This is a genomic window from Paenibacillus sp. MMS20-IR301 (assembly GCF_032302195.1).
Classification (GTDB): Bacteria; Bacillota; Bacilli; order Paenibacillales; family Paenibacillaceae; genus Paenibacillus_AQ.
Genome location: NZ_CP135275.1, coordinates 3,986,607 through 3,999,614 on the forward strand (window position 1 = coordinate 3,986,607; position 13,008 = coordinate 3,999,614).

The following is a 13,008-nucleotide window of genomic DNA, read 5'->3' on the forward strand; positions in this document are numbered from 1 at the left end:
TTCTCCTGTTTAAAACTTATCCGGATACAAGGCTTCCAGCGCTTCATCTATTAGAATGCCAAGTGAACGGGTTCCGCGGCCGTCTCCCCAGATCGGGGAACGGACTTCAATCACATTCTGTTCCTGAACAGCTTTAAGCTTGCTCCACAAGGGCAGCTCCTGCATTTGCCCGGACAGTGCTTTTGTGCCTGGGCTATAGGAATAGCTCTCTACAAAAATCACATCCGGGTTCTCCTCCAGCAGCTTCTCCAGTGAATACTGGATACTGCCTTCTCCATAAGGATCCTCCGACGGGTCATTCACCTTAAACGGATAATGGCTTATTTCCTTTAATACGGAGCCCCCGAGACCACTGTCGGTAACGATTGAAAAATTGACATCTGATCCATACATGATCAATGCCTTTTTGTCCTTGGGTGCTTTCTGCTTCGCTTCATCAAGCTTGCCGAGAAATCTCTCGGCGGCAGCCTTGGCTTCGCCCGTCCGTCCCGTAAGCTTCCCCATAGTCTCCAGAAGTGTAATCGAATCTGTATACGTTTTGGGTTGGGCCAGATACACGGGAACTACACCTGCAAGTCCCTCACGCAAGGAATCGTGTGCACCAAGCAACCCGATAACCAGATCAGGCTTCACTGTAATAATATCCTCCAGATTAGGCTCGAAGAAGCTCCCGCCAATGGAGGGGAAGGTTGTCCCCTGCTCTCCGTAGAACTCTTCTGCGGTTGCAATAGTACGCACGCCACTCTCTCCAATTGCGGCAGGCACCATACCAAGCTCCGCCATAATATCCACACAAAGGGACACAACGCAGGCTACCTTCTCTACTTTCGAATCAAATTCAAGCTTTGCTCCTGAGGCATCCACCATTTGTTGCGGATCAAAGGACTCTTCCGGGGCTTCGCCCTTCGTGGAGCCTGCTGCAGGCTCTGATTGCTGAAGACCGGCCGGATGATTGTTATTGGACGCGCTGCATGCGGCCAGCAGATTAGCAGTCAACATCATACAGATGAATAGCAGAATTTTCGTATGTTTCATCATCATAGAGCTCCTTCCGTAGTTTAATCGTAATAATTACGTTTAAACTATACCAGAAACATTACGATTTGAATACTACCCGTAAACGTTAAAGCGTCAGCGTATTTTGCATTCATGATCACCCTGACGAATCCGGAAGCACCCGCCTTCCCTGTCACATTCGGCAGAAACGGGAATGAGTTGTCGGCAGAGTTCAAATACGATATTAATACAAAAAACCATTGCAATCGCTCCCGACCGCAATGGTTTTTTTGTAATTTAAGGGATCAGTTCCAGCGGGGCTACGCGGCCGTAAGTGACTTCCACACGCTCGGGTTTGGCCGCCCAGCGGACGCTGTTGCTGATCACCTGAAGCACCTCAGGCTGGTGATAGACCGGGAAAGTCTCATGCCCGGGTCTGAAGTAAAAGATATTGCCCTGTCCGCGCTTGTAGCAGCAGCCGCTGCGGAACACTTCCCCGCCTTCGAACCAGGAGATGAAGATGAGCTCATCCGGCGCCGGAATCTCAAAGCGTTCGCCATACATTTCTTCCTTCGGAATCTCAATATACTGTCCAAGACCCTTGGCAATCGGATGCCCCGGCTCAATGACCCAGATCCGCTCCTTCTCCCCGTCATCCCGCCATTTCAGCGCGCCGGTATTGGTGCCCATCAGGGTGTGGAACACTTTGGAGTTGTGTCCGGAGTGGAGCACGATCAACCCCATTCCGCCCAGTACCCGCTGCTGCACCTTTTTCACGATGTCGTCGCTGACTTCGTCATGGGCCAGATGTCCCCACCAGAGCAGCACATCCGTCTGCTCCAGCACTTCGCCGGTCAGGCCGTGCTCCGGTTCATCCAGAACTGCCGTTCTTGCTTCCATATCTTCCTGTGTGTTCAAATAACGGGCAATCGCTGTATGGATGCCCTCCGGATAAATTGCTTTAACCTCTTCATTATGTCTTTCGTGGCGATACTCGTTCCAGACTGTAACTTTGATTATAGACATGATTGTCCCCCCTGTTAAATAGTAACCCAGCGTTGTTCTGTCATGGACGTAATGATGGAATCAAGAGCCTGCTGATTGATGTAGCCGTCCTCCATGGTGGCATCATACCCGTCACCCTTGCCGGTCACGAGATTGATGAAGGATGTCATTTGCGCGACATGGAATTGTTCAGGAATCTCAGCTTTTCTGAAGGTCTCGTCACCGGCTTCGGCCAGCTTCACATACAGGACATCCTCTTCCTCCAGGTTGTAGAGCAGCGCGCCCCGCTCTCCGAAGATCTCCAGCTGCTGGAAGTTGCCCCGGCCGAATGCGAATCTCGATATCGCCATCGTCGAGGAAGCTCCTCCCTCAAGCCGGGCCAGCACATGGCAGAAGTCATCCACATCAACCCCGCCCTTGCCTTCCCCGTCTTCTTCAAGCAGGGAGCGCTCCTTGATGATTGTATCCGCATCGGCCATTACCCGTTGCACATTGCCTGCAAGGAACCGCTGAAGATCAAGCAAATGCGAGCCCAGATCGCCAAGCGCGCCTGACCCGGTCAGTTCCTTGCGGAATCTCCAGATCAGCGGAAGGTCTTCATGCAGGCCCCAGCCTTGCAGATACTGGCCGTAGACATGCTTGACCTCTCCCACTGCACCCTGCTCCATTAACCATTTCGCATATCTGACTGCAGCTTTGTAACGGTAACTGAAGCAGATCATATGCGGCAGGCCCGATTCCATCACCAGATCCCGCAGCTGAGCCGCTTCTTCCGCCACAAGCGTTACCGGCTTTTCCAGAGCGAACGGCTTTTTCTGTCTGACTGCCTCACAGGCAATTTCATAGTGGTTATAATTCGGCGTACCGATACTCACAGCCTCAAGCTCAGGGTCTGCCAGCATTTCTTCGTAACTCAGATATTGCCTTGCTTCCGGAATGTTATATTGTTCTCCCCGTCTTGCCAGCACCTCTTCCTTGCAATCGCAAACCGACCAGAGAACCGCTTCTTCATTGTCCAAAAGTCCGGAAATATGCATGTCCGATATTCCGCCAAGACCGATTACACCGACTTTCACTTTTCTCAAGCTCCACCACTCCTGCCCCTTGTAGCATCGTTTTTATTACAACTTCAGTATAGAGTGTGCTAGAATAAACAAACATGGCGGAAACATACCCTTTTTGTACAAAAACTACTTTTCAATAACCGTAAGGGGGCGACACGCTTGCTTGCCGTTAACATCGGAACACTGCCGAGAATCAAGCTGATGGGGTTCGTATCCTATAAGCAGCCCTGGCTCCATTTCAAAAGAACAACAAACGAGTATGTTCTGTATCTGGTCAAAAGCGGCGAGCTCCACCTTAGGGAGAACGAAACCCATTACGTGCTCAAGAAGGGGGATCTCCTTGTTTTAGAGCCAAATATAGAGCATACGGGAACAGAAAAGCATATCTGCGACTATTACTATATTCATTTTGAACACCCGGATATTAAATCCGTTCAAGTGGAGGATATGCTTACGATGGCCAGGCGCCTCATTCTGGAGGAAGAACCGCAGCTAACCGAAGGAGGCAGCTCCATCTGCCACTTTCCGAAACATTGTTTTTTGTCCAAAAAAGTCCTGTCTCTTTCTTATCACACAATGAATGAAATGCTCCGTTTATACAGAAGAAAATACTTCAACCGCGGGTTAACCGCCCTGAAGTTCACTGAATGGCTGATTGAAGTTTCCCGGGAGCATTTCATCGCAGCCCTTCAGGAACAAGAAGGCAGCACTACCAAACCCCTGATTAAAGTTCATGCCCTGCTGGACTATATTCACGAGCACTACACAGACAAAATAACCGGAAGCCGGATTGCGCAGGAATTCGACTGCAATTACGACTACATGAACCGCGTCTTCACCAAGCTGACCGGCCAGAGCATCATGCGCTATGTCAACCGCGTGCGGATCAATCATGCGAAGGAGCTGATTGAAGCCACGCACCTGCCGTTCGGTGAAATCGGCTATCTGACGGGACTGGATGATCCTTATCATTTCAGTAAAGTGTTCAAAAAGTTCGTGGGCGTTACACCTTCCGAATATTACAAAGAGGTGCAGAAGCAGGGAAAGAATCTGCGTTAAAGCTCAAACCGGCAGCTGCGGGCCGGCAGCACAGCTGCCTGGAGAACCGCCGCAAAAAGCCGGGGCAGCATCGCTTGTATCCGATGCTGCCCCGGCTGGAGGCAAGGCCTACTTTAGTTTAACGGCAAATGCTTCGTACGGCTGTAATTGCAATTCCTTAAAGTCCGTTTCATATCTGGAATAGTTGCCAATGATAAACTCCCCGGCCTGACCGATCTCCGGCAACTCCAGCGTTGTCCCTTCCCCGCTGAAATTAGCGGTTACCAGCCAGGTGTGTCCCTCATACCGGCGGAAGTACATGAACACCTGATCCGGCACGCCTGTCACCAGTTCAAAATCGCCCCAGACCACAATCGGGTTGTTCTTCCGCAGCCCAATCAGTTTACGGTAGCAATGGAACACCGAATCCGGGTCTTCCAGATTGGCTTCCATATTAATTTCCATGTAATTAGGATTCACATGCAGCCACGGCTCTCCGGTGGTGAAACCTGCGTGCGGGGCGGCATCCCATTGCATCGGAGTGCGGGCATTATCTCTTCCCTTGGCGTTAATGGAATGAATAATATCCTCCTTCGCATAGCCCCCTGCAAGACGTTCATGATACATATTGATGCTCTCAATATCCTGCACTTCGCTGATCTCCTGCACCGGATAATTGGTCATTCCGAGCTCCTCGCCTTGATAAATATAAGGCGTGCCCTTCATTAGATGCAGAAGAATAGCGAACATTTTGGCGCTTTGCACACGGTACTGCCTGTCATTTCCCCAACGGGACACAATTCTCGGCAAATCATGATTGTTCCAGAACAGGCTGTTCCAGCCCTCGTTCCCGAGCTCCGTCTGCCATTTCGCCAGCACCTGCTTCAATTCGCTTACATTCAGGGGCTTCAAATCCCATTTCTCCCCCCCGTCCTGCTGATCCAGGCCGATATGTTCAAACTGGAACACCATCGAGAGCTCGTTCCGGTCCGGACTGGAGTATAGCTTGGCTACTTCCGGGGTCGCGCCCCAAGTCTCTCCCACCGTCAGCACATCATGCTTGCCGAAGGTCTCCCGGTTCATTTCCTGCAGATACTCATGAAGCCTCGGACCGTTTCCGGTGATCTCCTGATCCGGTATTTTGCCGACCAGATCAATGACATCCATGCGGAATCCGCCAACCCCCTTGTCCAGCCAGAAATTCATCATGTCCCATACCTCTTGCCGGACCTTCCCGTTCTCCCAGTTCAGATCTGGCTGTCTGCGGCTGAACAAATGCAGAAAGTACTGGCCGCTCGTCTCATCAAGCTCCCAGGCCGATCCGCTGAAGGTTGAACGCAGGGCGTTTGGAGCCCCGCCGTTCACAGGATCACGCCAGATATAATAATCGCGGTACGGGTTGTCTTTTCCCTTGCGGGCTTCGATGAACCACGGATGCTCATCCGAGGTATGGTTGACCACCAGATCCATAATAATCCGGATGCTGCGCTGCCGGGCAAGTCCGATTAATTCATCCATGTCTGCCATGGTTCCGAACTCGGTCATAATATCCTGATAATCGCTGATGTCATAGCCGTTGTCGTCATTGGGCGACTTGTATACGGGGCTAAGCCAGATTGCGTTTATCCCAAGCTGCTCCAGATAGTCCAGTCTGTTAATAATCCCGCGCAGATCGCCGATTCCGTCCCCGTCGCTGTCCTGAAAGCTTCTTGGATAGATCTGATAAATAACTGCTGTCTGCCACCATTTCGTATGGTTCAATTCAATCACTCCTATATGTTCTATTTATCTATAGCCATAGACCAAAAATGACAAGAGACATAACCGAAGGATTATGCCCCTTGTCTGACGGTAATGAAATTGGTAATGGAGCTTTGACTATTTCTTACCGTTTTCTTTAAGCCAGGCATCAAGCTGTTTTTGCGCTTCTGCAATAACTTTGTCCGCTCCTGCCGCTTTTTGCTTCTCCAGCATCTTAGGGAGCACCTCTTCCGGATCGAGCTGACCGGACTTCAGTCCGTCAACAAAGGTTTTGTTGGCATTGTCGATCGAGATCAGTTCATTTTTCACCGGCTCCGGATCAAAGATAAATCCAAAAATGCGCGAAGGGTTAGCTGTAATCTGTTCGTTGAATTTCTCGTAGTTCTGGTATTTGTTCGGATCTTCGCCTACACGGGTGTAGTTCAGCATTTGGTTGCCGAGCTGCCACATAATATCGTGGTAGTAGCCTACGTTGTCTGTAGTTTTGCCTTCCGGCAGCGCAATTTGTCCGTCCTTCAGCACATAGTGTGTTCCTTCAATCCCAAAGTTAAAGAGGGTCAGCAATTCCTTGTCCTTATAAAAGAGATTAAGCAGCATCATGGCGCGCTCCGGATCCTCAGAGCTTTTTGAAATCGCATACATCGTTGCTGTCATCTTGCCGGTTTGCAGACGGTCAATATTGAGCGGAATCTGCAGCATCTCGCGGCCCGCTTTAATCGAACCATTCGGTGAAACGGCGGCTTTGCCGATTTCCATATCAGCGATAATATCCATATCGGTAACATAGGCGAAGCCTTTGCCTGCCTGGATTTTCTTCCATGCATCCAGACCGGGAGTCAGTGCATCCTTGTTAATATATCCGGCCTTATACCACTTGTTAGTCAGCTTGGCAAGCTCCATATACCGTGGAGTAGTGTATGAATTGATAACCGTATAATCATCTGCCGGTGTTCCTACGGTGTTAATAGCAGCAATGCTTGCAATGGAATCCAGGTTAGTGGAGGAATAATAAGCTTCGAGCGGGAAGCTTGGCGCCACCAGAGGGGTAACTCCCGGTTCATTCTCCTTGATCGTTTGCAGCATCGGCTCCAGGTCCTCTACCTTACCGGACTTCAGCACACTCAGATCAAAGTTATATTTGTCCACCAGCTCTTTGCTTAGATAAACGCCTTGTGTACCTCCCAGCTCCTGATGGGTATGGATACCGTAAAGCTTGCCGCCGCGTTTAGCCGGATCATGATAATCCTTTTCCACCGCTTCGATATCCGCACCGTATTTAGCTAGCAGATCATCCAGCGGCAGCAGCCCGCCTTTGGTCACCTGTTGCTGGAATCCCAGCCAGTCCGCCGTAAACAGCAGGTCCATTTTGTCGCCGGAGGCCATCATCAGGTTTGTTTTATCGCTCCAGGCGCCCCAGTCAATAGGATTCAGCTTGACAGTTACATTAAGCTCCGGATACGTCTTCTTCAGATAATCATTCATCGCATCCTGTACGAGCTGATTATCATTCTGAGGCGCATCAGGAAATACCATTACAACTTCGTAAGGCTTTAGTTCAGAGCTGGCTGTACTCTCCGGCTGAGCTGTGCCGGCCGGTGAATTCGCAGCATTATTCCCGCCGCAGCCTGTTGCTACGACTGACGTCAACAGCAGTGTTGTCAACAAAGCGGAACTCTTTTTTAACCACTTCATAAATAGTAGACCTCCCTGGAATACTTCTTTTTTTGCGGAACATTGTTTTGCGGTTTTGCGGTACAACCTCAGCTTGCATATACTAATCCAGCATTAGGCCGGGATCAGCCTTTCACAGCGCCTACGGTAAGGCCTTTTACGAAATACTTCTGCAGGAAGGGGAAGACCAGGACCAGCGGTCCGATGGCAATCATGGCCATCGCCATCCGGATGGATTCCAGTGGTGTTGTGACCTGTGCGGTCGAGCTGTAGGCCTTGTTGGCAATACTCTGCAGGAATGAAGCATTCATTAAAGTTTTGGTCAACAAATATTGCAGGGAGAACAGCTTCTCGTTCTGGATGAAGACCAGGCTTGTAAACCAGTCGTTCCAGTAGGATACGGTAGTGAACAGCCCGATGGTGGCCATTACCGGCAGGGACAGCGGCAGAATGATGCTGAAATAGGTTCTGAATTCTCCGGCACCGTCGATCTGGGATGAATCAATCAGGGAAGGCGGTATGCTGTTGGTGAAGAATGTCCGCATGATGATGACATTGAACCCGCCGATCAGACCCGGAATGATCAGGGCCATGAGTGTATCCTGAACATGCAGGAACCGGGTGTAGATAAGATACCAGGGCAGCAAGCCGCCCGAGAACAGCATCGTAATCAGGATGAAGATGCTCAGAGCACCTCTTAGCGGAAACTCCTTCCGCGATAACGCATAGGCCATTGCCGAAGTCACGAACAGGCTGACAACGACACCAATTACCGTTACCGAGGCAGAGACACCGTAAGCCCGCAGGATTTTCCCGGCATCCTCAAACAAGTATTGATAAGCAACCAGACTGAACTTTCCGGGCCAGAAGCTGTATCCATGGACGGTGACCCAATCTTCATCGGCAAGCGAAATCATAAACACAAGCCAGAACGGGATCAGGCAAGCCAAGCTGAACAGGGACAGGAAAATAAGGATGAAGGGATTCGTTCGTTTGTTGATCATGATTTTCTCCTTTTAGAACAAAGCATTTTCTTTGCTGAATTTACGGACAATCAGGTTGACAGTGATGACAAGTGTAAAGCCGACAACCGATTGCAGCAGCCCTGCCGAGGAGGCGAGTCCCGTATCACCGGTAACCATTAACGCCCTGTATACATAAGTATCAATAACATCCGTTGTCTCTTTGATCATGCCGGAAGCCATGGTTGCCTGATAGAACAGTCCAAAGTCAGCATTGAAAATCCGGCCAATCGCCAGCAGGGTCATGATGATAATGATCGGAGCAATCAGCGGAATCGTAATCTTGGTCATTTGCTTCCAGCGGCTTGCCCCGTCAATGACGGCAGCTTCATAATATTCCGAGTCAATCCCGACAATTGCTGCCAGGTAGACAACCGCCGAGTAACCCACACCCTTCCAGGTATTGACTATGGTCAGAATATAAGGCCAATGCTGCGCTTCCGCATACCAGTTTCTGGGGTCCAGTCCGAAGGGCTCCAGAATAAATTTATTGAGGAATCCCAGCTCCGGATTCAAAAATCCATAGACGATATACCCGACAATGACCATGGAAATAAAGTTGGGCAGGATCACTGTACTCTGAAAGAATTTGGAGGCTAATTTATTCTTGACCTCATTAAGCAGAAGTGCCAGCAACACGGCAAGTACCGTATTAATAATCAGGAAGCTGATGTTGTACAGCAGTGTGTTCCTGATGATCAGCCAAGCGTCGTTTGAAGCAAACAGGAACTTGAAGTTGTCCAGTCCGATCCACTTGCTTCCCCATATGCCTTCCGTATAGTTCAGGTCCTTGAAGGCCAGAAAAATACCGAACATGGGCAGATAATTATTGATTATCATCAGCAGCACGCCAGGCAGCGCCAGAACAATCAAGGCCCTATATTTCCAGAGGGTTTTCCATTTCGAATTGGGCTGCGAGCTGCCGATTTGTGTTTGTACTGCTTTTTCCGAAGCCATAGTTCCACACCTTCTTATTGGGTTATGGCTTCATTATAAGGAGTTGCCTGCAAGGGCACTGCCGTTTTTATAACCTTAGTCTAATCGTTTTGTGACTTTACGGTATTCCTGCGGATTTACGTCGAACTGCTTGCGGAACATTTTGGTGAAATGTGAAAAATTGCTGTAGCCTACCTGCTGTGCTATCGTGCTAACCGACATCTCCGTAGTGTCCAGAAGCTCGCGGGTGCGGTTCATCTTCACAGCAATCAGGAAATCAATAAGGTTCTGGCCGGTCTCCTTTTTGAACAGTCTGGAGAGATAAGCCGGATTCAGTCCCACATAATCCGCCACAATATCCCGGGAGATCTCCTCCTCCACATTCTGCTGGATGTAGCGGATGGAGCGCTCAATCACCCCGCCCTTTTCCTGCCGCTCGAATTCCGCTTCCATGACTGCCGACACCATCCCTTCCACCCAATGCCTGTACTGCAGCAATCCCCTAATGCGGGCGGTGGTCCAGTCTGTGAACATGGCAATGCTTCCGGCATTGATTCCCCTGACCTGCAGGAAGTGGTAGATCATCTGCAGGGTATCCTGATGCAGGGCATCGAGATTTCTTCCCTGGAAACCGGGACTGGCTTCCAATTTCTCTGTCAGGTTATGAATGAAACGGACAGCGGACTCCCGCTTGCCGTTCAGCATATAAGCAAGTAAATCGCTGAGTTCAATCTCATCCGAATCCGGAGACAGCAGCACTTGTTCCTGTGGTACATACAACAGTACCGATTGGGTCCGGGAAATATTGTCACGCTCCATGCTCTTCAGGCTTTCACACATTCCGGGCAGCTCCTGAAGGGGTCTGAATGAGCCGACATAGCAGGTCACTATACTGAAGAACAGCTCCTGGCAAATCGTGATGAACCGTTTCCCCGTGGCCGTCAGCCCCTGCAGGCTAAGCTTCTCCTTAGACGGTTCCCCCGGTGCGCCTTTGGCATACAGCAGAATGAAGATCACCCCGCTTTTATCTGTAACAGCCTCGCCGGGATGCTCTTCCGTAAAGCATTCCTCCGCCGCCTTTTTCACCGCATATTCCATAATTTCCTGATCGCGCGGACTGAGCGGCTTGGACCATTCCTCAATGCTGATCAGCACGGGAAGCACCAGATCGCCGGGATGCAGCCCCACGCCCGCACTTGCCAGCTCCCGGTCAACAAAGTCTCCAAAAGATAAAATGCTGCGCGACAGCAAATCCTGCCAAAAGCGCTCTACCCGTTTCGGCTTTTCCTTTTGCCACAGATTCAGATACTTATGGTACATCTTGTTGTAGGATTCATACTCTTCCTTCTCGCGGATGGCGGCAATCATTCCCGAGACGGCAGACAACAGCTCCTCTGTGTCCACAGGCTTCAGCAGATAATCAAAGCTCCCCAGGTTAACGGCCTTCTTGGCATAGGAGAATTCGGAATGGCAGGTCAGAAAGATCGACTCTGTCCAGGGAGAATGCTCCCTCACCCAAGCGACCAGCGACAGACCGTCTTCATCCGGCATCTCAATATCACAAATCAGCAATTCTATTCTGTTCGCGCTGAGCATCTCCCTGGCCCTGTCCGCCCTGTCCGCCGTCAAAACCTCTTCGACCCCAAGCGCCTTCCAATCACAGCAATAGAGCAGCCCCTCCACAGCGAACTGTTCATCATCTACAATTAATAATCGCATCTCTCATCGTTCCTCTTCTGTATATTCAATGGGCAGGCTCATCCGCACGCGGAATCCGGATGGCTCATTATCGCTGAAGTGAATCCCGGCCTTGCCCCGGTAAATCATGGCCAGCCGCTGTTTCACATTCCAGATTCCGATATGCCCTTCATCTGCGGCCGGTGTATAATCGGGTGCATTCAACTCCTGCAGCTTCCCGGCCCCGGCGCCTTTACCGTTATCCGTGACTTCAACGATCATGGTATCGGCCACTTCCTCCGAGCGGTATGCCGAAATCTCCAGATGAAAGATTTCTGCTTTCAAACTTATGCCGTGCAGCATGGCATTTTCGACAAAGGGCTGGACAATCAGTGACGGTATAACGGCGCTGCGAAGCTCCTCAGCCAGGGTGATCCGGAAATCAAAGGACTGCTGGTAGCGCATCTTTTGAATTTCAAGATAGTTGCGGAGATGCTCGATCTCTTGTCCCAAAGTAATGCTGTTATCCTTGACCTGAAGCATAAAGCGGAAATACTGCACCAGATGGCGCACCGTCTTTTTCACTAATTCGTAACGCTGCAGGTCGGCAAGCTGAAAAATAATATTGAGTGTATTCAAAAAGAAATGAGGATTAATCTGCATCTGTAAATGCTTCATCTCTGCCTTTTGGGCATTCAGCCGTTCCTCATATACATCAATTTTCAAATTTTGAATTTCTACAACCATGGTATTGAACGCTTGGTTCAGTGCTTGAAACTCTATCAGGTTGGAAGCAGGCAGCTGGGTTTCCATAGACCCTTTTCTGATGCGGTGAATGCCGCCCAGCAAATCCAGAATCGGGCGGATGACCATACGGCGGAAATAATATAAGTAAACCAGTAGAATGATCAAAATAAAAAAGGGCAATACATTAATAATCATCTGGAAGATATTCAAGCCCTGAAGCAGCTCTGAATCGGGGATGACCACGGAAAGATTGATCCCCAGAGCGGCTGACTGGCTGGACACCACGAACAGTTTCACCCCGTCACGCGTAAAAGAAAACGAAGAATTCTGGTCCAGCTTCTCGCGCGGCAGCTTAAAGTCGTAGCCGTTTGACTTTGAAGGACTGGTTAAGATATTCCCTTCATTATCCACAATAAGCACATCACCGCCGGATTGCAGATTCAGGTTGCTAAGCGGGGAGCGCATGGAGTCAATCCGGATGAGCGCACCGATATAGGAGGGATTGCCCAGATTGTTGCCGACTGTCCGGTTGAGAAAGTAATCTCCCGCAATCTTGATGATTGTCCATTTATACTGCAGCGGTTCTAATTGATCGTCATTGTGAACCCTGTCCGTAATCCAGGCCCGCACCTCATCCATGTACTCCTCCGTCGTTCCGAGTACATTGGACAGGGTCAACGTATCATTGACGCTGGAGTACAGATAGAACATGTCCACGCTATGGTAATAGGCCTGATAAGCCTGATTTCTTTGCATAATTCCCATACGGGCAAAAAAATACTCAGAATCTGTCAGTCCCGGCCGGTTGAGTTGAAGAAAGCTCTCATCATGATCGACAATATCGACCAGATTAATCGTAATATCCTCAAGGCTGCTCTCCATCATTTTCAAATTGGAGTTGACCAGGTTCTGATACGATCTGGACACCTGCGCCAGTACATTTTGCTTGGCATAGTATCCTCCTGCAAAAAGCACGGACAGCAGCGGTATCGTTATCGCCGCAAACAGTTGAATAAGCCTAACCCCCAGCGAGTTTTTCCTGTTTTTCATAATACATCCTTTCTGTGGCATAACAGCAGTTTAAGGGCCGC

10 protein-coding genes are annotated in these 13,008 nt (G+C 50.0%); 1 reads left to right on the forward strand and 9 read right to left on the reverse strand.

All coding sequences use genetic code 11. The features are described from left to right. Nucleotides 1–9: 9 nt before the first annotated feature. The 3 genes from LOS79_RS17150 to LOS79_RS17160 form a co-directional block, all read right to left on the reverse strand. Nucleotides 10–1,002, reverse strand: a complete 993-nt coding sequence (locus LOS79_RS17150; RefSeq protein WP_315411222.1) for an ABC transporter substrate-binding protein — start codon at nucleotides 1,000–1,002, stop codon at nucleotides 10–12. A 291-nt stretch (nucleotides 1,003–1,293) separates the two neighbouring features. Beyond that, complete coding sequence (locus LOS79_RS17155) at nucleotides 1,294–2,022, reverse strand: ThuA domain-containing protein (protein ID WP_315411225.1); 729 nt, start codon at nucleotides 2,020–2,022, stop codon at nucleotides 1,294–1,296. A gap of 14 nt (nucleotides 2,023–2,036) precedes the next feature. After that, entirely contained in the window at nucleotides 2,037–3,077 is a 1,041-nt protein-coding gene (locus LOS79_RS17160; protein WP_315422294.1) for a Gfo/Idh/MocA family protein, read from the reverse strand. 147 nt (nucleotides 3,078–3,224) lie between these two features. Between LOS79_RS17160 and LOS79_RS17165 the strand changes: the two genes are divergently transcribed. Further along, the gene (locus tag LOS79_RS17165) at nucleotides 3,225–4,124 is read left to right on the forward strand and encodes an AraC family transcriptional regulator (protein ID WP_315411226.1); all 900 of its coding nucleotides are present in this window, start codon (nucleotides 3,225–3,227) and stop codon (nucleotides 4,122–4,124) included. 108 nt (nucleotides 4,125–4,232) lie between these two features. On the opposite strand, the gene LOS79_RS17170 is transcribed toward LOS79_RS17165, so the two are convergent. The 6 genes from LOS79_RS17170 to LOS79_RS17195 all read right to left on the reverse strand — a co-directional run bounded on the left by LOS79_RS17170 (nucleotide 4,233) and on the right by LOS79_RS17195 (nucleotide 12,967). Continuing rightward, nucleotides 4,233–5,864 (reverse strand): glycoside hydrolase family 13 protein, encoded by a 1,632-nt coding sequence (locus tag LOS79_RS17170; RefSeq protein WP_315411228.1) that lies wholly within the window; start codon nucleotides 5,862–5,864, stop codon nucleotides 4,233–4,235. A 117-nt stretch (nucleotides 5,865–5,981) separates the two neighbouring features. Further along, nucleotides 5,982–7,556, reverse strand: a complete 1,575-nt coding sequence (locus tag LOS79_RS17175; protein ID WP_315411230.1) for an ABC transporter substrate-binding protein — start codon at nucleotides 7,554–7,556, stop codon at nucleotides 5,982–5,984. 104 nt (nucleotides 7,557–7,660) lie between these two features. After that, nucleotides 7,661–8,539 carry a carbohydrate ABC transporter permease gene (locus LOS79_RS17180; RefSeq protein ID WP_315411232.1) on the reverse strand — a complete coding sequence of 293 codons (879 nt, stop codon included), beginning with the start codon at nucleotides 8,537–8,539 and terminating at the stop codon, nucleotides 7,661–7,663. Nucleotides 8,540–8,551: 12 nt separating this feature from the next. Then, nucleotides 8,552–9,514: an ABC transporter permease gene (locus LOS79_RS17185; protein ID WP_315411234.1), complete on the reverse strand. Its 963-nt coding sequence runs from the start codon at nucleotides 9,512–9,514 to the stop codon at nucleotides 8,552–8,554. Nucleotides 9,515–9,589: 75 nt separating this feature from the next. Continuing rightward, nucleotides 9,590–11,212, reverse strand: a complete 1,623-nt coding sequence (locus tag LOS79_RS17190) for a response regulator transcription factor (protein WP_315411236.1) — start codon at nucleotides 11,210–11,212, stop codon at nucleotides 9,590–9,592. Nucleotides 11,213–11,215: 3 nt separating this feature from the next. Then, entirely contained in the window at nucleotides 11,216–12,967 is a 1,752-nt protein-coding gene (locus LOS79_RS17195) for a cache domain-containing sensor histidine kinase (protein WP_315411238.1), read from the reverse strand. Between the last annotated feature and the right edge of the window lie 41 nt (nucleotides 12,968–13,008).

What these genes read in the sequence shown, in the direction of transcription:
- LOS79_RS17150 (WP_315411222.1), bottom strand. Translation starts at nt 1,002, where the DNA reads ATGATGTTGACTGCTAATCTGCTGGCCGCATGCAGCGCGTCCAATAAC.
- LOS79_RS17155 (WP_315411225.1), bottom strand. Translation starts at nt 2,022, where the DNA reads ATGTCTATAATCAAAGTTACAGTCTGGAACGAGTATCGCCACGAAAGA.
- LOS79_RS17175 (WP_315411230.1), bottom strand. Translation starts at nt 7,556, where the DNA reads ATGAAGTGGTTAAAAAAGAGTTCCGCTTTGTTGACAACACTGCTGTTG.
- LOS79_RS17180 (WP_315411232.1), bottom strand. Translation starts at nt 8,539, where the DNA reads ATGATCAACAAACGAACGAATCCCTTCATCCTTATTTTCCTGTCCCTG.
- LOS79_RS17185 (WP_315411234.1), bottom strand. Translation starts at nt 9,514, where the DNA reads ATGGCTTCGGAAAAAGCAGTACAAACACAAATCGGCAGCTCGCAGCCC.
- LOS79_RS17190 (WP_315411236.1), bottom strand. Translation starts at nt 11,212, where the DNA reads ATGCGATTATTAATTGTAGATGATGAACAGTTCGCTGTGGAGGGGCTG.
- LOS79_RS17195 (WP_315411238.1), bottom strand. Translation starts at nt 12,967, where the DNA reads ATGAAAAACAGGAAAAACTCGCTGGGGGTTAGGCTTATTCAACTGTTT.